The sequence below is a fragment of the Oceanisphaera sp. IT1-181 genome (assembly GCF_033807535.1).
Taxonomy (GTDB): Bacteria; Pseudomonadota; Gammaproteobacteria; order Enterobacterales; family Aeromonadaceae; genus Oceanimonas.
Genome location: NZ_CP136856.1, coordinates 673406 through 693891, shown reverse-complemented (window position 1 = coordinate 693891; position 20486 = coordinate 673406). Strand labels below are relative to the sequence as shown.

23 protein-coding genes and 1 pseudogene are annotated in these 20486 nt (G+C 50.0%); 15 read left to right on the top strand and 9 right to left on the bottom strand.

The window, feature by feature from the left end; translation table 11 throughout:
• Positions 1-187 precede the first annotated feature (187 nt).
• On the top strand, positions 188-1537 hold the full coding sequence (locus R0134_RS03170; RefSeq protein ID WP_319783436.1) for an MATE family efflux transporter: 1350 nt from the start codon (positions 188-190) through the stop codon (positions 1535-1537).
• Between the two features lie 117 nt (positions 1538-1654).
• Here the strand turns inward: R0134_RS03170 and R0134_RS03165 are convergent, their stop codons facing one another.
• Positions 1655-2221, bottom strand: coding sequence for an FxsA family protein (locus R0134_RS03165; protein WP_319783435.1), 567 nt, complete (start codon positions 2219-2221; stop codon positions 1655-1657).
• 157 nt (positions 2222-2378) lie between these two features.
• On the opposite strand from R0134_RS03165, the gene R0134_RS03160 reads away from it, so the two are divergent.
• Together R0134_RS03160 and R0134_RS03155 are read left to right on the top strand one after the other, a co-directional pair.
• Positions 2379-2879: a protein-disulfide reductase DsbD domain-containing protein gene (locus tag R0134_RS03160; RefSeq protein WP_319783434.1), complete on the top strand. Its 501-nt coding sequence runs from the start codon at positions 2379-2381 to the stop codon at positions 2877-2879.
• Positions 2876-3250 carry a GIY-YIG nuclease family protein gene (locus R0134_RS03155; protein WP_319783433.1) on the top strand — a complete coding sequence of 125 codons (375 nt, stop codon included), beginning with the start codon at positions 2876-2878 and terminating at the stop codon, positions 3248-3250. Before R0134_RS03160 ends, R0134_RS03155 begins: the two co-directional genes overlap by 4 nt.
• Before the next feature lie 211 nt (positions 3251-3461).
• Here the strand turns inward: R0134_RS03155 and fkpA are convergent.
• A pseudogene (fkpA, locus tag R0134_RS03150) lies at positions 3462-4247 on the bottom strand (FKBP-type peptidyl-prolyl cis-trans isomerase); the annotation flags it as partial.
• Positions 4248-4330: 83 nt separating this feature from the next.
• Between fkpA and R0134_RS03145 the strand changes: the two are divergent.
• Both R0134_RS03145 and R0134_RS03140 read left to right on the top strand, forming a co-directional pair.
• Entirely contained in the window at positions 4331-5386 is a 1056-nt protein-coding gene (locus R0134_RS03145; RefSeq protein WP_319783432.1) for a hypothetical protein, read from the top strand.
• Positions 5379-5594, top strand: a complete 216-nt coding sequence (locus R0134_RS03140) for a SlyX family protein (protein WP_087037214.1) — start codon at positions 5379-5381, stop codon at positions 5592-5594. The genes R0134_RS03145 and R0134_RS03140 overlap by 8 nt, the downstream gene beginning before the upstream one ends.
• Before the next feature lie 387 nt (positions 5595-5981).
• Here the strand turns inward: R0134_RS03140 and R0134_RS03135 are convergent, their stop codons facing one another.
• Both R0134_RS03135 and R0134_RS03130 read right to left on the bottom strand, forming a co-directional pair.
• Entirely contained in the window at positions 5982-6503 is a 522-nt protein-coding gene (locus R0134_RS03135) for a peptidylprolyl isomerase (RefSeq protein ID WP_319783431.1), read from the bottom strand.
• A gap of 138 nt (positions 6504-6641) precedes the next feature.
• The gene (locus R0134_RS03130; protein ID WP_087037211.1) at positions 6642-6842 is read right to left on the bottom strand and encodes a YheV family putative zinc ribbon protein; all 201 of its coding nucleotides are present in this window, start codon (positions 6840-6842) and stop codon (positions 6642-6644) included.
• A 62-nt stretch (positions 6843-6904) separates the two neighbouring features.
• Here R0134_RS03130 and R0134_RS03125 point away from each other — a divergent pair, with 62 nt between their 5' ends.
• From R0134_RS03125 to R0134_RS03105, 5 genes are all read left to right on the top strand, one after another.
• Positions 6905-7609, top strand: coding sequence for a hypothetical protein (locus R0134_RS03125; protein WP_319783430.1), 705 nt, complete (start codon positions 6905-6907; stop codon positions 7607-7609).
• 107 nt (positions 7610-7716) lie between these two features.
• Positions 7717-9621, top strand: coding sequence for an ABC transporter ATP-binding protein (locus R0134_RS03120; RefSeq protein ID WP_319783429.1), 1905 nt, complete (start codon positions 7717-7719; stop codon positions 9619-9621).
• Positions 9622-9679: 58 nt separating this feature from the next.
• The gene (locus R0134_RS03115) at positions 9680-10114 is read left to right on the top strand and encodes a TIGR02444 family protein (protein WP_319783428.1); all 435 of its coding nucleotides are present in this window, start codon (positions 9680-9682) and stop codon (positions 10112-10114) included.
• A 48-nt stretch (positions 10115-10162) separates the two neighbouring features.
• Positions 10163-11089 carry a 23S rRNA (adenine(2030)-N(6))-methyltransferase RlmJ gene (locus tag R0134_RS03110; RefSeq protein WP_319783427.1) on the top strand — a complete coding sequence of 309 codons (927 nt, stop codon included), beginning with the start codon at positions 10163-10165 and terminating at the stop codon, positions 11087-11089.
• 67 nt (positions 11090-11156) lie between these two features.
• On the top strand, positions 11157-12032 hold the full coding sequence (locus tag R0134_RS03105; RefSeq protein ID WP_319783426.1) for a class I SAM-dependent methyltransferase: 876 nt from the start codon (positions 11157-11159) through the stop codon (positions 12030-12032).
• Between the two features lie 143 nt (positions 12033-12175).
• On the opposite strand, the gene R0134_RS03100 is transcribed toward R0134_RS03105, so the two are convergent.
• Together R0134_RS03100 and R0134_RS03095 are read right to left on the bottom strand one after the other, a co-directional pair.
• Complete coding sequence (locus tag R0134_RS03100) at positions 12176-13303, bottom strand: 1-acyl-sn-glycerol-3-phosphate acyltransferase (RefSeq protein WP_319783425.1); 1128 nt, start codon at positions 13301-13303, stop codon at positions 12176-12178.
• Between the two features lie 104 nt (positions 13304-13407).
• Entirely contained in the window at positions 13408-14001 is a 594-nt protein-coding gene (locus tag R0134_RS03095; protein WP_319783424.1) for a LysE family translocator, read from the bottom strand.
• 173 nt (positions 14002-14174) lie between these two features.
• Here R0134_RS03095 and R0134_RS03090 point away from each other — a divergent pair, with 173 nt between their 5' ends.
• From R0134_RS03090 to R0134_RS03080, 3 genes are read left to right on the top strand one after another with little or no spacing between them, the layout of a single operon-like run.
• Positions 14175-15155, top strand: a complete 981-nt coding sequence (locus R0134_RS03090; protein WP_319783423.1) for a hydrolase — start codon at positions 14175-14177, stop codon at positions 15153-15155.
• Positions 15152-15376 carry a YheU family protein gene (locus tag R0134_RS03085; RefSeq protein ID WP_087037198.1) on the top strand — a complete coding sequence of 75 codons (225 nt, stop codon included), beginning with the start codon at positions 15152-15154 and terminating at the stop codon, positions 15374-15376. Before R0134_RS03090 ends, R0134_RS03085 begins: the two co-directional genes overlap by 4 nt.
• A gap of 58 nt (positions 15377-15434) precedes the next feature.
• Positions 15435-16304, top strand: a complete 870-nt coding sequence (locus tag R0134_RS03080; RefSeq protein WP_319783422.1) for a phosphoribulokinase — start codon at positions 15435-15437, stop codon at positions 16302-16304.
• 78 nt (positions 16305-16382) lie between these two features.
• On the opposite strand, the gene R0134_RS03075 is transcribed toward R0134_RS03080, so the two are convergent.
• On the bottom strand, positions 16383-16787 hold the full coding sequence (locus R0134_RS03075) for an OsmC family protein (protein WP_319784292.1): 405 nt from the start codon (positions 16785-16787) through the stop codon (positions 16383-16385).
• A 181-nt stretch (positions 16788-16968) separates the two neighbouring features.
• Here R0134_RS03075 and crp point away from each other — a divergent pair, with 181 nt between their 5' ends.
• Positions 16969-17607, top strand: a complete 639-nt coding sequence (gene crp, locus R0134_RS03070; RefSeq protein WP_319783421.1) for a cAMP-activated global transcriptional regulator CRP — start codon at positions 16969-16971, stop codon at positions 17605-17607.
• Between the two features lie 97 nt (positions 17608-17704).
• On the opposite strand, the gene R0134_RS03065 is transcribed toward crp, so the two are convergent.
• Together R0134_RS03065 and R0134_RS03060 are read right to left on the bottom strand one after the other, a co-directional pair.
• On the bottom strand, positions 17705-18808 hold the full coding sequence (locus tag R0134_RS03065) for a phosphoribosylaminoimidazolesuccinocarboxamide synthase (RefSeq protein WP_319783420.1): 1104 nt from the start codon (positions 18806-18808) through the stop codon (positions 17705-17707).
• A gap of 99 nt (positions 18809-18907) precedes the next feature.
• Entirely contained in the window at positions 18908-19582 is a 675-nt protein-coding gene (locus tag R0134_RS03060) for a metal-dependent hydrolase (RefSeq protein ID WP_319783419.1), read from the bottom strand.
• Between the two features lie 234 nt (positions 19583-19816).
• Here R0134_RS03060 and R0134_RS03055 point away from each other — a divergent pair, with 234 nt between their 5' ends.
• Positions 19817-20353, top strand: a complete 537-nt coding sequence (locus R0134_RS03055; protein ID WP_319783418.1) for a YaeQ family protein — start codon at positions 19817-19819, stop codon at positions 20351-20353.
• Positions 20354-20486 lie beyond the last annotated feature (133 nt).

Here is a 20486-nt window from a genome sequence, read left to right as displayed (position 1 = left end):
CTCCTGATGAGTGGTGTTACTTAGTGACATAAACGGCCGACGGCCGCAAACTGTTAGACTGTCATACTATATGGGAGCAATTTTTTCTGCTTCAAGGGTTTAGGCATAATATTTTTCATTCATGACGCGCGCACTCAGGGTTACTTTTGCCTAAATAAGGTGCTGCGACCATCCCAAGAGATCATTTGTGGGTTCACCAAACTTATTACTCACCGCCCCCATTGGCCGGCAACTGACCAAGATGGCCGGCCCCATGGCGCTGGGTATTATGGCCATTCAGGCTTTTAATCTGGTCGATATCTTTTTTATCGGTTTATTGGGCACAGATGCACTGGCCGCCATTAGCTTTACCTTTCCGGTCACCTTTGTGGTGATTTCACTGGCCATGGGCTTAGGGGCGGGCCTCTCCGCATGCATGGGCCAAGCGCTGGGTGCCGGTAATCACCAGCAGGCCGCGTTATTTACCAGTCATAGCTTGTTATTAACGCTGGGGTTGATCAGTCTATTGTCGGTGTTGGGAGCGCTCACCATAGACCCGCTGTTTCGGCTATTAGGCGCCACAGAGGCGCTGCTATTGCTACTGCACGACTACATGTGGATTTGGTATATGACGGTGCCGCTGCTGGTATTGCCCATGGTGGCCAACTCGGCCATTCGCGCCACTGGCGACACTCGCACCCCAAGCCTAGTGATGATAGTGGCGGGTTTAGTGAACGGTATCTTGGATCCGCTGCTGATCTTTGGCTTAGGCCCTTTCCCCGAATTAGGTATCAAGGGTGCGGCCATTGCCTCAGCCTGCTCTTGGCTGATGGCCTGCAGCGTGGGCTTGTGGTTATTGTGGCGCCGCGAGCGATTATTAGTGTGGCCCTTGCAGCAGGCTAGTCGCATGTTTGCCCATTGGCGCCAGCTGTTGCACGTGGCGTTACCCGCTTGTTTTACTAACTTACTGAATCCATTAAGCACCGCCGTGTTAATGATGATCTTGGCCGGTTTAGGCACCGAAGTGGTGGCCGCCTATGGCGCAGCCTCACGCATCGAAGCCATGTTACTGATTGGTATCATGGCGCTCGGCTCTGTGCTTGCACCCTTTATTTCGCAAAATACCGGTGCCGGTTTACATCAACGTAGCCGCCGCGCGTTATTACAATCAATGCGCTTTGCCTTGTTATTTCAGCTGATCTTATTTGGTTTACTGTGGCTAAGCGCACCTTGGCTGGCCCAGCGCTTTACTGACAATAGCGAAGTTAGTGCGCACCTGACGTTTTATCTGCAGTTAGTGCCGCTGGGCTACGGCTTACAAGGCTGCTTTATGCTGCTGGCCTCGGCTTTAAATGGCCTGAGGGTGTCGAGTATTTCGTTGGGCCTAAACAGCCTGCGGTTATTTGGCATCTTGTTGCCCTTGGCGTGGCTGGGCAATGTATGGCGCGGTGAGCAAGGAGTGTTTATCGGCATTTTAGTGGCCAATATCTTGGCCGGCATTATCGCCGGACTCTTCGCTTGGTGGCGCTTCCCGTGGAAGATAAAAAGGCCGAATTGACTAAAGTGAGGGGCGAGGAGTGAGTGAGAAATAAAAGTGAGGAGCAGAGCAAAAACACAGGATCAGTCTGCAGATGCAGCAACACCTCACACCTTCCGCCTCACTCCTCACGTATTATTACTTATCGTCTTTGCGCTCAAAGTCACCTTCGAAGGTGGTACCAGAGTCCTGCTTATTTGGCTGAGCGTTATTTGGTTTAGCGTTACCTTGGTCATCGTCTTGCTGAGCATGGCCTTGGTGAGACTTAAGGAACTCATCCAATCGCGCTTGCTGTTCGCCGCCATCGGTGTGATGAAATTCACCACTAAAAGTCTGTCCCTGCTGGCGAGTCTGCATTTGCACCTTGCTTAGTAAACGCGCCACTAGCGCTTCGCGCACCGGCGGCAGTAACAGCAACAAGCCCAGCATATCCGACACAAAACCCGGCAACACCAACAAGATGCCACTGAGTGCCAGCATAATACCACTGAGCATTTCACGGGCCGGTGGCTCACCTAAGCTAACTTTACGCTGCGCCTCCATTAGCGTTTGAAACCCTTGGATCCGCACCAAGCTCAAGCCCACTATGGCACTGAGTAAAATTAACACTATGGTGCTCATCGCCCCTATAGCTGAGCCCACTTCGATAAATACGAATATTTCTAACAGCGTTGCTGCCACGAACAATAGAAAAACCTTACCCACTCATGCCTCGACTTGCGCTTAAACCGCGCTTAATTGGGGTTAAAACATGATAATGGGGACAAAGCGTGCCATTTTCAATAAACAACGCCCGATGCTTTTAGCCATGGGGCGCGATATAGTGACGTTTTCAAGCCATTATTGATGAGGTTAGCTGCCCATGTCTGTGCTTATTTCTACTCTCAAGCTCAAGAAAAAAAATTATACTCATTTGTTTTTGTTAAGCTTATTGAGCACTTCGCTGGCTCCGAGCTTAGCCCACGCGGGCCTGTTAGATTGGCTAGGCATTAACGATAAAGCCGCCAGTAACCACAGCGACTTTTTAACCGCCGAACAAGCTTTTATATTGAGCTCAAGCCAAACGTCGGACTCACTTAAGCTGAGCTTTGATATAGCGCCTGGCTATTATCTCTATCGCCACCAGCTCACCATTGAACCTAAACTGGCTACATTCGGGGACTGGCAGTTGCCCGCAGGCGAGCCCCATGAGGATGAATATTTTGGCAAGAGCCAAGTATATAAACAGTCTTTTAGTTTGAACTTGCCTTTGCTGCACGTAGCGGAGCAGGCGTACGTGACGGTGCAATATCAAGGCTGCACCACAGATCTCTGCTATGCGCCACAAATCGTGCAAGTGCCACTGAGCCCACAGGCTTTATGACCGCCTGTTTAGCCAATTCTTTGCCAAAAGTTTTGCCCGAAAACATTCAGCCCGAGGGCATCCAGCCCGAAAACACGCCTGCCCCTTGGTATCTCTACTTAGTGCGCTGCGTTGACGGCAGCCTGTATGCGGGCATCAGCCTAGATCCTGAGCGGCGCTGTATGGAGCACAATCAACAACGCTCGCGGGCGTCACGTTATGTGTGGGCGCGACGGCCAGCGCACTTGGTGTGGCAACGCGAGGTGGCGGACCAACCCCAAGCTCTCAAATTAGAACTGCGGCTTAAACGCCTAACTAAAATAAAAAAAGAACAGTTATTACTGCAAGATAACGGCTGGCAGGCACTGTTGGCACAAATAAAGCCCAAATAAAAACGGCGCCCTAAGGCGCCGTCAACATCATCAACTCAGCTTAAGCTTATTCCGCTTTAGCGTCTTCTTTAATGTCAGCTACTTTAGCTTTGGCTTCTGCTTTAACTTCGGCTACTTCGGCTTTAGCGTCTTCTTTTACGTCAGCGACTGCAGCTTTGGCTTCTTTTTTAACTTCAGCTACTTCGGCTTTAACTTCTTCTGCAATCTCAGCAGCGGTTGGCTCGTCTGATTCGATATCTAACAGCTCAACTTCAAATACCAGTACCGCATTACCCGGAATGGTATTAGCACCGGTTTCTCCGTAGGCCAGATCGGAGGGGATTACAAACTTATACTTGGCACCCACTGGCATTAACTGCACGCCTTCGGTCCAACCTGGGATCACTTGGTTCAGCGGGAAGCTGGTCGGCTCGCCACGTTTAATCGAGCTATCAAACTCGGTGCCATCGGTGAGCGTACCCACATAGTGTACGGTAACCATGTCTTCGGCTTTAGGCTTATTGCCTTTGCCTTCGGTCAGCACTTCGTACTGTAAGCCAGACTCAGTCACCTTAACGCCGTCGCGCTTGGCGTTTTCAGCTAAGAATTTCTTACCGTCTTCCAAGCTCTTGGTGGACTGCTCTTTGGCTTGAGTTTCGATAAGCTCATTGATGTGCTCATCGTAGGCGGTTAATGCGGTCTGAATTTCTTCATCGCTCATCTTGCCATTATCGGTAAAGCCATCCTGAACGCCTTTAAGAATGGTGTCATTGTCCAAGTTCACACCCAGCTCTTCTTGTTTCTCTAGCGTAGAGCCAATGTAGCGGCCCATAGACAAACCAATGGCATACGCAGACTTAGCTTCAAAGCTGGTGAATTCATTCGCAGCACTTTCTTGAGTAGCAGGCGCTTTCTTCTCTGCCGCAGGGGCAGAGGTTGTCGCCTTGTCGTCATTACAACCACTCAGGCCCACTAATACCGCAGAGGCAAGTAAACTGACTTGTAACAATTTTTTCATTATTAGCTCCAGAATAGGGGAAAATTCCCATGGAAAATGAGATGCTTATAAATCCGAACCTATACTAACGTGTCCTCTTGCCGATGCGAAAGCCCAAACTGATAAAAATGCCTGCTTACCTACTTAGCTTGATGCTCTGCGTCACTTTTTTACAGCTTACGGGCTGTGATGCCACCGATTCGCCTCTTGAGCAGAGCCGTTTTTCTAAGGGCTCTGTGCTGGCCGCGCAAACCACCGAAGATGGCCGCTTTACCTTTGTTGCCACAGGGCCAAGCCCGGTGCAAGTATGGCGAGCCGGCGAACCTGCACCTATTTATCACTGGTATCAAGGTGCATCGAGCGAGAGCATCATACTATTAGCCAGCTCACCGGATAGTCAAACGGCCGCCACTGCTACTGAAAAAACCGTGGCGCTCTGGTCGCTGCAAGATGGCCAAAACCTCGGCTTTTATGAGCTCACCCAATCACTGCGCACCTTAGCCATCAGTGACGCGGCACGCAGCATGTTGCTGGGCTACCAAGATGGCACGGTAGAGTTTGTGGACTTACAAACTGGGCGGCGGCTGCTCTTTATGGGTCACCAAAGGCCCGAGGGTAATAATCGCATCAACACCGTCGATCTCTCCGCTAATGGCCGTTACGCCTTAAGCGGCAGCTTGGATGGCCAAGTTTTACTCTGGCAAACCACGGATGCCCGCGTGCTGAGCCAATGGCAACAAGAAAACAGCATTACTGTGGTGCGCTTAGACGCCCAAGGCCAAACTGCCTTTAGCGCCGATGCCCAAGGGCAAGGCCAATTACATCAACTGCCCTCGGGTGAGTTGCTGTCAAAACTACAAGTGCCCTATCGCGGCCAAACCTTTGTCAGTGCAAGGCTTGACCCTAAGCACAATAGATTGCTGACCGGCAGCACGGCGCGACGCTTAGAGTTATGGCAGCTCGACAACGGTGAATTATTACAATCATGGCTGGTGGGCACCCACACCAAACTGCGCCCCGCCAGTGCCATGGTTTATGACGTGGCATTTATTGGCGGCAAAGAAATTTACAGCGTTAGCTCGTCTGGCTTAGGCGAGCGCTGGGCCTTGGCCTTAGAACAAGAGAGCCAAGAAAAACAAGAGAATCAAATCAATGACTAACGATATCCTAGCGCGCTTAGAGCAACTGGAAACACGACTCGCGTTTCAAGATGACACCATAGAGCAGCTCAACCAAGAGATCACCGCCCAAGGCGCCCTGAGCGCACGTCTGCAGGCCCAACTCAGCATGATGGCGCAGCGGCTTAAAGACCTGCAGCCCAGCAATATTGGCAGCCAAGCAGATGAGCCACCGCCGCCGCATTATTGATTGGTCTGTTAGGCGTGAGCGACACTAACATTAGACATTAAAGACTCAATATTTTTGCCACGGAAGAACACGGAACGCACGGAAAAATAAAGATCAAATCTGAAAGAGACTTTATTTGCGACAAGGATCAGCTAACTCCCAAACTAACAGGAGTTGTGTTTTGTAGTGTGCCAACTTGTTCGGCACGGTTTAAGCGGTAAAGTGTGAGGCGAGAACGACTTCGTACGCTATCAGCCTACGCGATATGCCAAAGAAAAAACTGAACCATCGAGAATAAAGCTGAGATATAAACCTATCCCTACAAATTCGGTGTTTAACTCCTCACGCCTCACTTACAAAAAAAAGGCGCCTCGGCGCCTTTTTTATTTACGACTCACTAAATGACTCTTAGTGCTGGTGGCCGCAGCAGCCGTCTGAATGCTCGTGATCATCATGGTCGTGATCATGTTCGCCGTGCACATGGCCATGCTCAAGCTCTTCTTCGGTAGCCACACGTATGTCACGCACCACGCCTTTAAAGGTCAGCGTCATGCCGGCTAAGGGGTGGTTGCCGTCTACGGTGACTGACTCTTCAGACACTTCGATAATGGTCACGGGGCGATGGCCATCGTCGGTCTCAGCCACAAAAGTATCGCCTTCAGATACTTCCATGCCATCAAACAGCTCACCGGGTACCGACTGGATCAAGCTGTCGTCGCGCTCGCCGTAAGCCTGTTCAGGGCTTAAGGTTACGTCGAAGTCTTCACCCACGACCTTGCCTTCCAGCACGGCTTCTAAGCCCGATACTAAATAACCGGTACCGTGCAAATACTCTAACGGCTGCTTGTCTTCTGTGGTATCTAAGACCTCACCGTCAATGTTGGTCACGGTGAAATCGAGGGTTACTACGCTGTTTTCAGAAATGCTCATGAGATAACCTGCTAATGAATTTTGTAATAGCATACAGGATGGCCAAGGTGGTTTAAATGCGCGGGGCGCACAAACGCACCGCTTTTATCGACGCTTGAGTATCCTTGGCCCGGACTCACCAAGTCATTAATCGAGCTATTAATCCGGCTTAAAAAGTCCGATTACCTCACCTTGGCCAGCCTTGGCGACTTGCTCGGCGGTCTGGCTTTGAGTGTGGCCGCAGCTCACGCATTCGACTTTCTCGACACCCTGCTCCAGATACAGCATCATGGTATCTATTTCCTGACACTTGGGGCACGCAGCTCCAGCTATAAAACGTTTTTTACGACGGGTTACCATGGCTTTACATCCTGAACAATAAACCTTGTCTCAAATTCTCCGCCAAAAATGAACTGATCACAATGACCACAGCCGCCCAACACAGTATTCACTACCAGCTTCTTGAGCCAGCGCACTTAATTCCTGGCAAACGTCATCGCTACCTCAAAGGTTTGCTCTTTATCGTGCACCAAGGGGCTGGCCTGCTACAGCTCGGCCCGCACTTTTATGTGCTGGGCAAAGATGACGCGGTGTTTTTACCCGCCGACACCTTGTTCACGTGGCACACGGTGGCCCACAGCCGCATTAGTCGCTTGGCCTTTTCGCCGCGCTTAGTGCAGCCGCGCCAAGCGGGCTTATTAACGGATGCCCCGCTGTTATTAGCCGGTGCCGCCAGACTAGCAAACTGGTCAAGCACTCATCCATCCAGTGCTGGTCATGAGTCAAATTGGCAAGGTGCTTACGGTCGTTTGTGCCGCGTGTTACACGATGAATTGCAACACCAAACGCCGCAGCCGCTGACTGCCTCTTCGAAAGCGGCCTCCTTGTCTAAGTTGCAACAGATTATTAGTGCTAACTTGGTCTACTTTGCCTTAACCAAGCCGCAAGAAGCGGAGTTTCAGGCGCACTTTAATATGGCGCCCGCCGACTTTAAACGCCAAGCCGCCTTGCTCACCATATTACGAGAGTTGGCTAAAACCGCCGACTTGGCGCAGTTAGTACAAAGTTATGGCTTTAGCTCGATAGCCGAATTTGAGCAAGCGTGTGCCCACTGGCTCGCCAGTTAGCCCATTAGTTATCGCTGTAGTTAGCTCTTTAGTTAGCCAAGAGCGGCGAATAACGCTTTAGAAACGGATAAAATGCCTTCTTATTACCATCACATGTTTGAGATTCTATGATCACCCTCAGCCAGATTGAACTACTCAGGGGCGGACGCCCTCTGTTAAAAGACACCAGCGCCACCATTCACACCGGCAAAAAAGTGGGACTGGTAGGAAAAAATGGCTGTGGTAAGTCCACCTTGTTTTCCTTATTTAAAGGCGAGCTGAGCTTAGACAGCGGCCAGTTTTATTTACCTGCCGATTGGCAACTGGCCAGCGTGGCCCAAGAAACCCCAGCGCTCGAATGCTCGGCTCTGGATTATGTGATTGACGGTGACCAAGAATATCGCCGTTTGTGCAGCGAGCTAGAAAAGGCTGAAGAGCGCGGAGACGGCATCGCCATTGCCGAATTGCATGGCAAACTCGACACCCACGGCGGTTATCATATTCATGCTCGCGCCGCCGAATTACTGCACGGTTTAGGCTTTGCCAACGACACTCAAAGTCGCCCTGTGAGTGCTTTTTCTGGCGGTTGGCGGATGCGCCTTAACTTGGCCCAAGCGCTGATTTGTCGCTCCGATTTATTGCTGCTCGATGAACCCACTAACCACTTAGACTTAGACGCGGTGATTTGGCTGGAGCGCTGGCTAAAAAGCTACCCTGGCACCTTGATCCTGATCTCTCACGACCGCGACTTTCTCGATGCGGTGGTGAATCGAGTGATCCACATCGATAATCAGCAGCTCAATGAATACACAGGCAACTACTCGGACTTTGAACGCTTGCGCGCCGAGCAGTTGGCTTTGCAACAATCGATGTTTGCCAAGCAGCAGCGTGAGCTGACCCATATGCAAGAATACGTGGACCGCTTTCGCTACAAGGCCAGTAAGGCTAAGCAAGCTCAGAGCCGCTTAAAAGCCATGGAACGTATGGAGCGCATTTTGCCGGCCCACGCCGACTCGCCGTTTAACTTTAAGTTTCTTGCTCCCAGTAGCTTGCCCATACCCTTGATCACCATGGAGAAATTGTCTGCCGGTTACGGGGACAAGGTAATTTTGTCGAACATTAAGCTCAACCTGGTACCGGGCTCGCGCATTGGCTTACTGGGTCGTAACGGTGCCGGTAAATCGACGCTGATCAAGCTGTTATCCGGCGAGTTAACGCCCTTATCCGGTAAGTTAGTGGCCAATAGCGGCATCGCCTTGGGCTACTTTGCTCAGCATCAATTGGAAAGCTTGGATCTTAACGAGTCGGCACTCACCCATTTAGGACGCCTAGATCCCAAAGCCACCGAGCAAAGCCTGCGCGATTATCTCGGCGGCTTTGATTTTAAAGGCGATAAGGTAAAAGAGCCGGTGGGTCCGTTTTCTGGTGGTGAAAAAGCACGCTTAGTATTGGCGTTAATCGTCTATCAAAAGCCCAACTTACTGTTAATGGATGAACCTACTAACCACTTAGACTTGGATATGCGTGAAGCGCTCACCATGGCTTTGCAGTTTTTCGAAGGCGCCATGGTGATTGTGTCCCACGACCGCCATTTATTACGTGCCACCACAGATGAGTTTTATTTGGTGGATGGCGGCAAGGTGGAGCCCTTTGACGGTGACTTAGAAGATTATCACCAGTGGTTAGTCAATCAAGATAAAGCCGAGCAGCCTGAGAGCACGCCCACGTTAGGCGAGCACTCGGCCAATAATCGCAAAGCCGAAAAACGTCGCCAAGCAGAATTGCGCCAACTCACACAACCGATGCGCAAAGCCATTACTAAGCTTGAGCAGCAGATGGAGTCGGCCCAGCAACAATTAACCGATATTGAAACCGCCATGGCGGATCCTGAGCTATACAGCAGCGAGCAAAAGACTAAGCTGCAGCAATTGCTGCAAGCCCAAGCGCCTCTGCAACAGCAATTAGCCGCTGCTGAAGCCCAGTGGCTAGAGTTACAAGAACAGCTGGAAGCCCTAGAAGCCGAAAGCGAGTAGTAAGCAGAGAGCGAATAACAAGCTGAATAGTCAACCGCAGATGCAGTGAGGGAACGTGATGAGCATTCCGAGCGCCGAGCAATTTTGGCAGTTTAGCGAGCAACATTATGCGCGCTCCGGCGTGGCTGAAGCGTGCTTGCAACTGCAAGATGACCATGATGCCAACGTGAATTTATTATTGCTGCTGGTGATGTTGGAGGAGCGCGGCTTGACCTTAGATCCTACTCATTTCTTGCCGATACTACGCCAGCGATCGGGATTATTTAACCAGTGGCGGCCACTGCGCCGCCAACTTAAAGCTAAGCTCTGCACCGATGATTATTTAGCCTTATTGCGCCATGAATTAGAGCTGGAGTGCTGGCAACAACAAGAGCTTATACAAGTGCTCGGCCAAATACCGCTCAGCACAAACGGCGGCAGCGGTTTGATTGCCTACTTAAGCTTATTACAGGTGCCTGATGCACCGCTCTGGCAACTTAAGTTAGCTGCATAAGCGGTTCATTTATCTTATTTCTTTACCTCATTTAAATATGGAATTCTCATGCTCAGTTATCGTCATGCTTTTCATGCAGGCAATCATGCGGATGTGCTTAAACACGCGGTACAGTCTTTGATCTTAGAGTCGTTAACCGTTAAGGATAAAGGCTTTAGCTATATCGATACCCACTCAGGTGCCGGTGGTTATGCATTGGATCATGAGTGGACGCAAAAGAAGTCGGAATACCTGACCGGTATCGCGCCTTTATGGCAAGCCCGTGAGCAGTGGCCAGAACTGGCCGGCTACTTTGCCGCCATTGATGCGATGAATGGCGACATGAATACAGATGACGCTTTAGACTTCTATCCCGGCTCACCTAAAGTTGCCGAGTACTTTAAGCGCCCCCAAGACAGCATGACGCTGATGGAGCTGCACAATAATGAAGTAGAGCTATTGCGTGAGAATATGGCGCCCCAAGGCCGGCGCTCAAGGGACCACTATTCTGCGAGAAGCAAGGGCCCGACCATTCACCATCAAGATGGTTTTGCCGGCTTAATTGGTCTGTTGCCGCCCACGCTTAAACGCGGCTTGGTTTTAATTGACCCGCCTTATGAGCTCAAAGAAGATTATCAGACCGTAGTAGAGACCATGGCCCAAGCGCATAAGCGCTGGCCGATTGGCATCTATGCCATCTGGTATCCGCTATTGGCCAAAGACGTAGACCGCAGTGGCGCACTCAAAACCGCCTTAGCCAACAGCGGCTTTAAGGACATTCTGTGTGCCGAGTTAAGCGTAAGCGAGCAAGCCCAAGACTTTGGCATGTATGGCTCCGGCATGATTGTCTTAAATCCACCGTGGAAGCTAGATGAACAGCTTAAGCAGTTGCTACCAAGGCTGGCTGAAACCTTAGGCCAAGCTACATTAGAGCAAGAGCTAGCAACAAAACATGCTGCAGCGTGGAATTTAGAGTGGCTAAAAAAAGCGGATTAATTTTTAGCGCTGTAAGCTAAGAAATATGCTGTTTAATTAATTAACTTTATAACCTTAGGTGCCTATCTTGTATAACCAATCAGACTTTAATATTGATGATGAGATGATCGATGAGCTTAGAGACTTAGGCTATGAACTTAATGATTATTCCCTGTCAGACTCAGACTTTAGAGATCTCGATTTTGACGGTTACTCTACAGAAGACTCCGGCATGATCCTCGATGTGCCTTATGTACCCTCCGATGAAAAAATAGTGCATAGCCTGCTCGATTTAGCCGAAGTCACCAACAAAGACACCTTGTACGATCTGGGCTGTGGCGATGGTCGCATCTTGGTGGCCGCGGCGTTAGAGCGCAATGCTCACGGTGTGGGGATTGATATAGACCCCATGCGCATCAATGAGGCCATTGAATACGCAGGCCACACTGGCGTTGAGCATTTAGTGCACTTCGCTGAAGCGGACTTAATGGAAGTGGATATCAGTGCGGCTACCGTCGTCACACTTTATCTGCTTGATATCGTGAATATTAAGCTGCGCCCACGCTTGCTTGATGAATTGCAACCTGGCACGCGTGTTGTTTCCCATGCCTTTAATATGGGAGATTGGAAGCCAGATCAGCAGCAACGCTGTGGCAGCATCAACCTCTATAAATGGATTATTCCCGCTAAAGTAGCCGGCAGCTGGGAGTGGCAAACCAGCAAAGGTGAAACCTATCGTGTTGAACTAAAGCAAAAATACCAAGAAGTCACCGGCAAGGCTTGGCTGAACGGCGAAGTAGCCCAGTTAAAAAGTGCCTTACTCAGTGGCGACTTACTGGAACTGATCGTGCAAACAGAGTGCGCCCGCCCGGTCAGCTTTTTAATGCGTTGCGAGCCCAAGCAATTAGTGGCCGCTGAAGGCAATTTACAAGCCACGCCCGCGTTAAAAGCCCCCAAGCGCTAGCGTTTTTATTGCTATTAAGCAGTCACTATTTAGCACTACTAGGTGCAAAAAAGCCGCCTACTGTACATAACAGTAGGCGGCTTCTTTTATGCTTTTTGAACGCTGCGCATTGCGGGCTCACGTTGGCGTAATTTAGCGCATACCTATGACACTTTGTTTTTATTAAAGACCGGCTGCGCATACATGGCCAAGACCAAGGCTTTTAACTCGGCGGGTATTTGTGCCATATGTTGCTCAAACAGCTGTACCGCTTTGCCATTGTCCGCAGTTTGCTGGGCGGCGGCCGTATCACCAGCTGCCGCTAAGTTGCTCGGAAACAAATGATAGTTAGCGTAAATCTGCTTATCTATGGCGTCTGCGAGTTGATCCGCCGTCTCAAAGTCTCCTTGCACCGGCTGACCAAAGGCCACGTGTACTCGGCCTTTTTGACCGACGATGCCCTGTACTATGCTCTCTACGTCTTCAAATTCGCGTTTCTCATAAGCGCCCTGCGCAGCCTTGGCATACAGCTCGCGCGCCTTGGCCTGATCGCCCGGATCATACTCATAAGAAATCGACACCGGCACCAGATTCAAGGTTTTGATGTAATCGCTAAAGGGGATTTTTTCCCGCTTACCTTCCATGTAAAACATCTTGAGAATAGCCGGATCAGTTTTATCAAAACCGTCTTTAGCACGCCCTTCTTTTTGGGCAATCCAGACTGATTGTTGCTCATCAATGGAGTGGCGAACATACGCCGACAGCTCGCTAAAGGCCTTCATCATTTCCCGTGGCCCTTTAACTGAGCGTTTTACCACGAAGCTTTTATTCAGCTTCATCAGCTCCGCGGCACAGGGCTTGCGCAATAAGTTATCACCAATGGCGATGCGTACCGTATCCAACCCGTGACTGTGCAGACCCCAGTTCACAAACGCAGGATCCATGGCAATATCTCTGTGATTAGAGATAAACACATAGCCTTTGCTGGGATCTAATTGCTCCAGTCCAGAATAGGTGACGCCTGAGGTGGTACGGGCAATCATTTTTTCCATGTAGCTGGCCACTTCGAGCTGAATGTGGCGCACACTCTTGAGCTTACGCCAGCGCCAGCTCAAATACAGACGGATCAAAGCCTTGATAACAGGGCCGCCAATACCGGACAACGTCGAAAAACGGTATTTAGCAATGGCACCCACAAACTCATCGTCGTGGATCAGGCGCTGAATCGCGCCTTCGACTTCGTCATCCCGATAGGGGCGAATGTCTTTAAATAAATCAGTGTCAGAAACCATGACAACCTTAAGCTATTGATAAAAAATAAAAGGTACAAGTACGAAAAACGCCGAGATTTTACCTGCTTTAGCGTTAAACTGTCACGAAAAAGCGTAAAAATCGGTTAATACCAGATCATGACTACGCTGGCGGCGGTTAATAATGCCATGCCTTGATTAAAACGTCGCCAATCCTGGCCTGAGCGTAACCAAGTGCGCAAATTTAAACCAAACAAGGTCCATAAATGTCCGGTAATTATGCCAAAGGCTAAAAATACTGCCAATACTAGCCATGCCGAAGACCAATATTGTTCACCGGCTAAGGTAAAGCCGCTCATCGCCGAGACTGCCATCAGCCAAGCCTTGGGGTTAAACAATTGAAACACCGCGCCTTGGCGCCAGTTCATGCTGGTCTCAACTGTATCAGCCTCCGGCGGCGCGGCACGGCTAATTTGCCACGCCAGCCACAATAAATAACCACTGCCGAGTATTTTCAGCGTCCATTGCAGCACCGGCCAACGTAAAAATAGCTGGCCTAAGCCGAGCGCGGTAAACAGCAACAACAATTGTAAGCCCAGCATAATGCCCAATAACAGCTTCAATGTGGGTCGATAACCAAAGCGCGTGGCCGAATGGGTTAACAGCATATTATTGGGGCCGGGCGTGCCGCAAGCGGCAAAGGCAAAGCCCGCCACCGACGCCAGTAAGGTCAAATCCATGAGTCACTCGGTAAAAATGCAGCAAAAGTATTCTTTTACTCGATTTTGTGCGCAGCGCCCAGTACTTTGTCTGTCTATTGGCTGTTAGTTAACGCGTCTAACGGTCAGCGCGCTTTTTTAGGGCGGCGGTCTAAGCCTGTTAGATCAATTCGGTTAAGGGTAAAGCAGCAATCATGATCCATCCCAGCAAATTTCACCCTCCTTGGTGGGCCCGTAACCCCCATAGCCAAACCATATTAGCCAAAGTATTGCATCGCACGCGCATCAACTACCGCAAAGAGCGCCTTGAACTGCCCGACGGCGACTTTGTAGACTTGGCGTGGGGCTTGTCTGTGCAACATGATAACAAGCCGCTAGTGGTGTTATTTCACGGGTTAGAAGGCAATATTGAATCCCATTATATTCAAGGCATGATGGCCGCCCTGCACCAACAAGGCTGGCAGGCGGTGCTTATGCACTTTAGAGGATGTAGCGGCGAGCCCAATCGCTATTTGCAGGCGTATCATTCCGGCGCCATTGAAGATCCGCATTATGTGTTGGACTTATTACGCCAGCGCTACCCCGAGCGCCCCATTGCCGCCATTGGCTATTCGTTGGGCGGCAATATGCTGGTCAATTATTTAGCTAAGCATCCGCGTAATACTTTATGTGCGGCCGTGGTTATTTCAGCGCCACTGCAACTCTCGGCCGCTGCGGATCGTATAGACTCAGGCTTGTCTCGGGGTTATCAGCACTATTTACTTAAGCGCATGCTGTTTAATTGGCAGCAACGGCTGCAGCGTCATCCGCAGCACCAAAGCCAAGTTAAGGCTTACCAGGTCAAGAGCCTGCGCCAATTTGATGATAAAATCACGGCCCCCACTCATGGCTTTCATGATGCAGAGGATTATTATCAGCGTTGCTCCGGTCTGTATTTATTAGATAAAATCAGCACCCCGACCTTGATCATACACGCGGCGGACGATCCCTTTATGGATGACAGCGTGATCCCCGATGCCAGCGACTTAGCCCCCGCCATCACCTATGAGTTAAGCCGCAGTGGCGGCCATGTGGGTTTTATACATGGCACCCCTTGGGCACCGCTTTATTGGTTAGAATACAGAGTGCCGCACTGGTTGGCACAGCAATGGCCGCCCTACTTGGAGAACGCATGATTATTCCTTTTACTGACTTAAGCAGCGAAACGCTAGATAACTTAATCGAACAATTTGTGCTGCAAGAAGGCACTGAATATGGCGAACATGACATCTCGTTATCAGAGAAAGTAATTCAAGTTAAACAACAACTTAAAGTAGGCGAAGCGGTCATAGTCTACAGTGAATTACACGAGAGTGTGAACATAGTGCCGGCGGCTCAACTGCGTAACAAGCCTTGACCTAACCCCAGCGCACTGCGTATAAACATTCACAGTTTACTCATTTTTAGGGTTATTTATGTCTGCCAAGCACCCCATCATTGCGGTGACCGGTTCCTCGGGTGCCGGCACCTCAACCTCTACCGAGGTGTTTCGGTCCATGTTTGCCCAGCTGGGGGTGAAAGCCGCCATGCTGGAGGGTGACAGTTTTCACCGCTATACAAGGCCCGAAATGGACGTGGCCATTCGGCGCGCCCGCGAACAAGGCAGACATATCAGCTACTTTGGCCCAGAAGCCAACGACTTCGAGCTACTTGAGCACTTTTTCAAGGAATATGGCAACACAGGTACCGGCCAGTTTCGTCGTTATTTACATACCTTTGATGAAGCCGTGCCTTTTAATCAAATGCCCGGCACTTTTACCCCTTCGCAGCAGTTACCCAACGACACTAATTTGCTGTTTTATGAAGGCTTGCACGGCGGCGTAGTGACCGATGAGCACAATGTGGCGCAACATGTGGATCTGTTGATCGGCATGGTGCCGATCGTGAACTTAGAGTGGATCCAAAAACTGATCCGCGACACCGCCGAGCGCGGACATTCACGAGAAGCGGTCACCGACTCCATAGTGCGCTCCATGGAAGATTACATTAACTTTATTACGCCGCAGTTCTCGCGCACGCATATTAACTTTCAGCGCATTCCGACCGTCGACACCTCGAACCCCTTTAGTGCCAAGGTGATCCCCAGTGCCGATGAAAGCATGATGGTGATCCGCTTTCGCGGCATTAAGGACGTGGATTATCCCTATTTGCTGGCCATGATCGACGGCTCTTTTATGTCTCGGCGCAACACCATAGTGGTGCCGGGTGGCAAAGTCGGTTTTGTAATGGAGCTGATCCTACGCCCCATGCTGGAGCGCCTGCTGGAAACTGGGAAGATTCGTTAAGAGCGAGAAGTGCAAGGAGTGAGGAGTAAAAACAGAGCGCGCTTTCCGCTTTACACTTATCCCCTCACACCTCACTGCTTATGCTTGGCGTATCTCAAAAGACGAAGAGGCGTCCAGTGCTTTATCCAGCATTTTCATTACTGAGCAGTATTTTTCCATCGATAAGCTCACCGCGCGCGCGACCTGCTTTTCCGATAAATCGTGGCCGGTCACAACAAAGTGCATGTTAAGAGTGGTAAACACCCGTGGTGGTTGCTCGGCGCGGTCTGCATCTAGCTCTACCACGCAGCCAGTAACCTGCTGGCGGCCTTTTTCTAAGATAGAAACTACATCTATAGCACTGCAGCCACCGGCGCCCAGCAATACAGCTTCCATGGGGCTAGCACCTTTGCCTGGATTAGTGCCATCTAACAAGATTTTATGACCAGACTCAGATAAGCCTTCAAAACACATGCCTTCTAACCAGGTAACTGTCGCTTTCATCATAATCTCCCATAAAAATAGCTATGTTATCCTATTGGATTAGTCACGACGAGCAGGATAAAAGCCTAAGCCACTTGATGATATGAGTTAAGCCTTTTATGCTAGCCCACTAGGTATACTGAACGCAGATAGCTTGCTAGGCCTAAGCCCCGAGCTAATTAAAATAATTAAGAGGTAAGAGATGATTATTAGCAAGCCCCAAAGTGACCCCACCCTAGAGTGGTTTCTGTCGCATTGCCATATTCATAAATACCCAGCGAAGAGCTCTTTGATCCATGCGGGTGAAAAAGCAGAAACCTTATATTACATCGTAAAAGGCTCAGTTTCGGTGCTGATCAAAGATGAAGACGGTAAAGAAATGATCCTGTCTTATCTTAATAAAGGTGATTTTATTGGTGAATTGGGGCTATTTGAAGAAACAGATAATCCGCTGCGTACCGCTTGGGTACGTGCTAAATCTCCCTGTGAAGTTGCCGAAATTTCTTATAAAAAGTTTCGCCAACTCATTCAGGTGAATCCAGAAATACTGATGCGCGTTTCGGCACAAATGGCCGAACGTCTGCAAACCACTAGCCAAAAAGTGGGCGACTTGGCCTTTTTGGATGTGACGGGTCGTATCGCCGAGACTCTGCTCAGCCTAGCGCGCCAGCCCGATGCAATGACGCACCCAGATGGTATGCAAATTAAGATCACCCGCCAAGAAATTGGTCAGATAGTGGGTTGTTCACGGGAAACTGTGGGCCGCATCTTAAAGATGCTAGAGGAACAAGAGCTTATTTCTGCTCATGGTAAAACTATCGTGGTATTTGGTACCCGATAAATAGCGATGTTTAACACCTGCTAGTAAAGTACCACGTATAAAAAAACCCGAGCTGGCCTCGGGTTTTTTATTTTGTTCAGTAAACGGCTCGGCCCGATTAATCAACCAAATCATATTGCTCGCGCAAGATGTTAATAATATCGGCTTTGGGATTATCCGATAACACCAGTTTTTGGCCGGTTATTTTTTCTGCCATACCAATATAGGTGCGCGAGATATCCATTAATGCACTTACCGGCAGGGCATTATCGCGCGCCAGTGCTTCGCGCTCAGGCATGCGTTCTTTATTAAGCAAAATATCCGGATCAGGAAAGTGCGCCAGTAACATTTGGCGAAAGTCTTCTTTCGAATTTTCTACAATGTGGCCAGTAGCATAAGCGGCACCATCCCAGATACGCGATGAGTCCGGCGTACCCACTTCATCCATGTAGATCAGTTTTTCTTGGCCTTGAGCATCGGTCACGTAACCAAACTCAAACTTGGTATCGACAAATATTTGGTTAAGCTTGGCCAATTCCGTGCTAATTACTTCAAAACCTTCGCGCAATAACCGCTCATATTGGTCGATATCGCCAGCCTGCTTAAAGTTAAAGGCAGCAAAATTATCTTCGATATTTTGACGGGTAATATTAACGTCATCCGCCTCGGGCACCCCTGGGATACCGGTTAAGATACCTTTGGTGGACGGCGTCATCAGCAATTCTGGCAGCTTTTGATCTTTTTGCAGGCCATCAGGCAGGCGAATACCACAAAACTCCCGCTCGCCTTTGACATAGCTGCGCCACATTGAGCCGGTAATATATTGACGGCAAATAGCCTCAATTTTTACTGGTGTGGCTTTTTGTACTATCCACACGAACGGATGGGGAATATCCAAAATATGGCTATCAGCTAAGCCTTGTTCTTGAAACAGCTTAAACCAATGGTTAGAAATGGCGTTTAAGGCCGCCCCTTTACCGGGCACGCCTTGCATGCCCTCTTCACCGTGCCAAATGCAATCAAACGCCGAGATACGGTCGCTGATCACCATGATGGCCAAGGGCGCATCGGCAGCCACATTGTAGCCTTTCTCTTTTATCAAACGGCGACTGTCAGCGGCGGTTAGCCAGTAAACGGAGCGCACCTTTCCGCTGTGTACAGCTTGCTGGGTACGGATCGGTAGGTCGTTATTTACGGCCAACACCTGGTCTGCAAGGCTCATCTGTTGTGTCCTGTGTGTGGTATGGGGGAAGCGCCGGTGCCGCTACTCATTATTAGTATTAAGTGAGGGGTAGCGAGTCATGCCAGCCGCATTATCTTATCAGCTAAGAGGCAGCGGCAAAAGTTGCCTTAACACGACTAATAAGGGTGCGGGCGACGGCGCCAGCCACAACCCAAGCCACAATAACGCCAACAAGCCTAAGTTAGGTAAATGGGCGGGCCACTGCATGACTTTTAAGGCGGTGCCAAAGGATTTTTTTAGCCGTCGCCCTTCCAAATCTATGCTGTACATCTCATCGAGCAACAGATGTATTAAGGCACCGATAAACATAAACAGCCCCATCAGCCAAGACTGCTCAACACTTAAATGAAACAGATGATGACTGAGCACCACGGCCGCCACCGCAAACACCATGTTGGCCAATAAAGAGTGCAAACTGGCGCGGTGCACAGTGAGCTTGGCAAATGCCCAGCAAAAGGGATAACGCACCAAAAAATATGCAGCGCCACTCAGCAGCAAGGTATCGAGCAAGGGTAAATACTGGCGGCCATATAACAACATCAGCGTGCTGGCCAAGATGCCAAACAAACGAAAAATGATTTGAATCGAGCGCGACGTATCAGAGTCGATATCCGGCATAATGCCGCCCAAAGAGCCGGTTAACCATAATAAACAGGCCTCGGGCAGGCTCACCAGCTCGGTCCAGGCTAAGGCACTGGCCAACACGCCGGACACCACAGAGGCTACTTGTACATGGGTTTTAAAATCAGCCATCACCAATTTCCAGGCGAATAAAGGGCGCAAAGTGTAACAGTCGGTCTTGAATAAAAAAACAAAAGGTACTGGATAAAAAAACAGGACTCATACGATAAAACACGCGCTAAGCCTTACGCGGCATGTCTGACTGCTCACACCTCGCCCTTCACGCCGCGCCTTTTAACGGCCCAAAGGGCGTGGCTTTACTTGGAGCTTGCCGTTAACATAGCGCTTTTTATATGAGTAAACACCATGGCTCTGTCTGCCACACTGCATAAAGTTCGTCTGAATATCAGCGATTTACATCGCCATTATTACCAAGAGCATAGCCTGACCGTGGCACAGCATCCGTCGGAGACCAATACTCGACTCATGGTGCGTTTATTGGCGTTTATTCGCCACGCAGACCCAGACTTGAGCTTCACTAAAGGCTTAAGCACAGACGACGAACCCGAGCTGTGGCTCAAATCACCCGATGGCCGTATCTTAAGCTGGATTGAGCTGGGTGAGCCCAGCGTAAAGCGCATCAAACAAGCGTTATCGCGCGCTGAGCGAGTCTTAGTATATAGCTATGGTGGCCGCAGCGCCGAGCTGTGGTGGGACAAGCATAAGTCCGAGTTAACGGCACTTCCTCGGCTGGCCATTTATCATTTAACAGAGCCCCAGCCCGCCGCCTTGGCAGCGTTATGTCAGCGCAGCATTGACTTATTTGCCACCTTACAAGAAACCGACCTACAGCTTACCGATGGCGAGCACAGCCTAGACCTGCAACTCGAGAAGTGGCGCTAGGGCGCTATAAAACGAGATAACGCGCTACGCCGTACGTAACGCGTAAGGCGCTTACTCAAGGCTTTATCTGGTTGGACTTTAAAAAAGCGTGATTTTGCGCTATGGTTCGGCCAAATTCAGATAACCATCGGCG

Bases quoted from the DNA above. Each gene is read 5' to 3' on its own strand.
- R0134_RS03160 (WP_319783434.1), top strand. From the start codon at position 2,379: ATGTCTGTGCTTATTTCTACTCTCAAGCTCAAGAAAAAAAATTATACT.
- R0134_RS03155 (WP_319783433.1), top strand. From the start codon at position 2,876: ATGACCGCCTGTTTAGCCAATTCTTTGCCAAAAGTTTTGCCCGAAAAC.
- R0134_RS03145 (WP_319783432.1), top strand. From the start codon at position 4,331: ATGCGAAAGCCCAAACTGATAAAAATGCCTGCTTACCTACTTAGCTTG.
- R0134_RS03140 (WP_087037214.1), top strand. From the start codon at position 5,379: ATGACTAACGATATCCTAGCGCGCTTAGAGCAACTGGAAACACGACTC.
- R0134_RS03135 (WP_319783431.1), bottom strand. From the start codon at position 6,503: ATGAGCATTTCTGAAAACAGCGTAGTAACCCTCGATTTCACCGTGACC.
- R0134_RS03130 (WP_087037211.1), bottom strand. From the start codon at position 6,842: ATGGTAACCCGTCGTAAAAAACGTTTTATAGCTGGAGCTGCGTGCCCC.
- R0134_RS03125 (WP_319783430.1), top strand. From the start codon at position 6,905: ATGACCACAGCCGCCCAACACAGTATTCACTACCAGCTTCTTGAGCCA.
- R0134_RS03120 (WP_319783429.1), top strand. From the start codon at position 7,717: ATGATCACCCTCAGCCAGATTGAACTACTCAGGGGCGGACGCCCTCTG.
- R0134_RS03115 (WP_319783428.1), top strand. From the start codon at position 9,680: ATGAGCATTCCGAGCGCCGAGCAATTTTGGCAGTTTAGCGAGCAACAT.
- R0134_RS03110 (WP_319783427.1), top strand. From the start codon at position 10,163: ATGCTCAGTTATCGTCATGCTTTTCATGCAGGCAATCATGCGGATGTG.
- R0134_RS03100 (WP_319783425.1), bottom strand. From the start codon at position 13,303: ATGGTTTCTGACACTGATTTATTTAAAGACATTCGCCCCTATCGGGAT.
- R0134_RS03095 (WP_319783424.1), bottom strand. From the start codon at position 14,001: ATGGATTTGACCTTACTGGCGTCGGTGGCGGGCTTTGCCTTTGCCGCT.
- R0134_RS03090 (WP_319783423.1), top strand. From the start codon at position 14,175: ATGATCCATCCCAGCAAATTTCACCCTCCTTGGTGGGCCCGTAACCCC.
- R0134_RS03085 (WP_087037198.1), top strand. From the start codon at position 15,152: ATGATTATTCCTTTTACTGACTTAAGCAGCGAAACGCTAGATAACTTA.
- R0134_RS03080 (WP_319783422.1), top strand. From the start codon at position 15,435: ATGTCTGCCAAGCACCCCATCATTGCGGTGACCGGTTCCTCGGGTGCC.
- R0134_RS03075 (WP_319784292.1), bottom strand. From the start codon at position 16,787: ATGAAAGCGACAGTTACCTGGTTAGAAGGCATGTGTTTTGAAGGCTTA.
- crp (WP_319783421.1), top strand. From the start codon at position 16,969: ATGATTATTAGCAAGCCCCAAAGTGACCCCACCCTAGAGTGGTTTCTG.
- R0134_RS03065 (WP_319783420.1), bottom strand. From the start codon at position 18,808: ATGAGCCTTGCAGACCAGGTGTTGGCCGTAAATAACGACCTACCGATC.
- R0134_RS03060 (WP_319783419.1), bottom strand. From the start codon at position 19,582: ATGGCTGATTTTAAAACCCATGTACAAGTAGCCTCTGTGGTGTCCGGC.
- R0134_RS03055 (WP_319783418.1), top strand. From the start codon at position 19,817: ATGGCTCTGTCTGCCACACTGCATAAAGTTCGTCTGAATATCAGCGAT.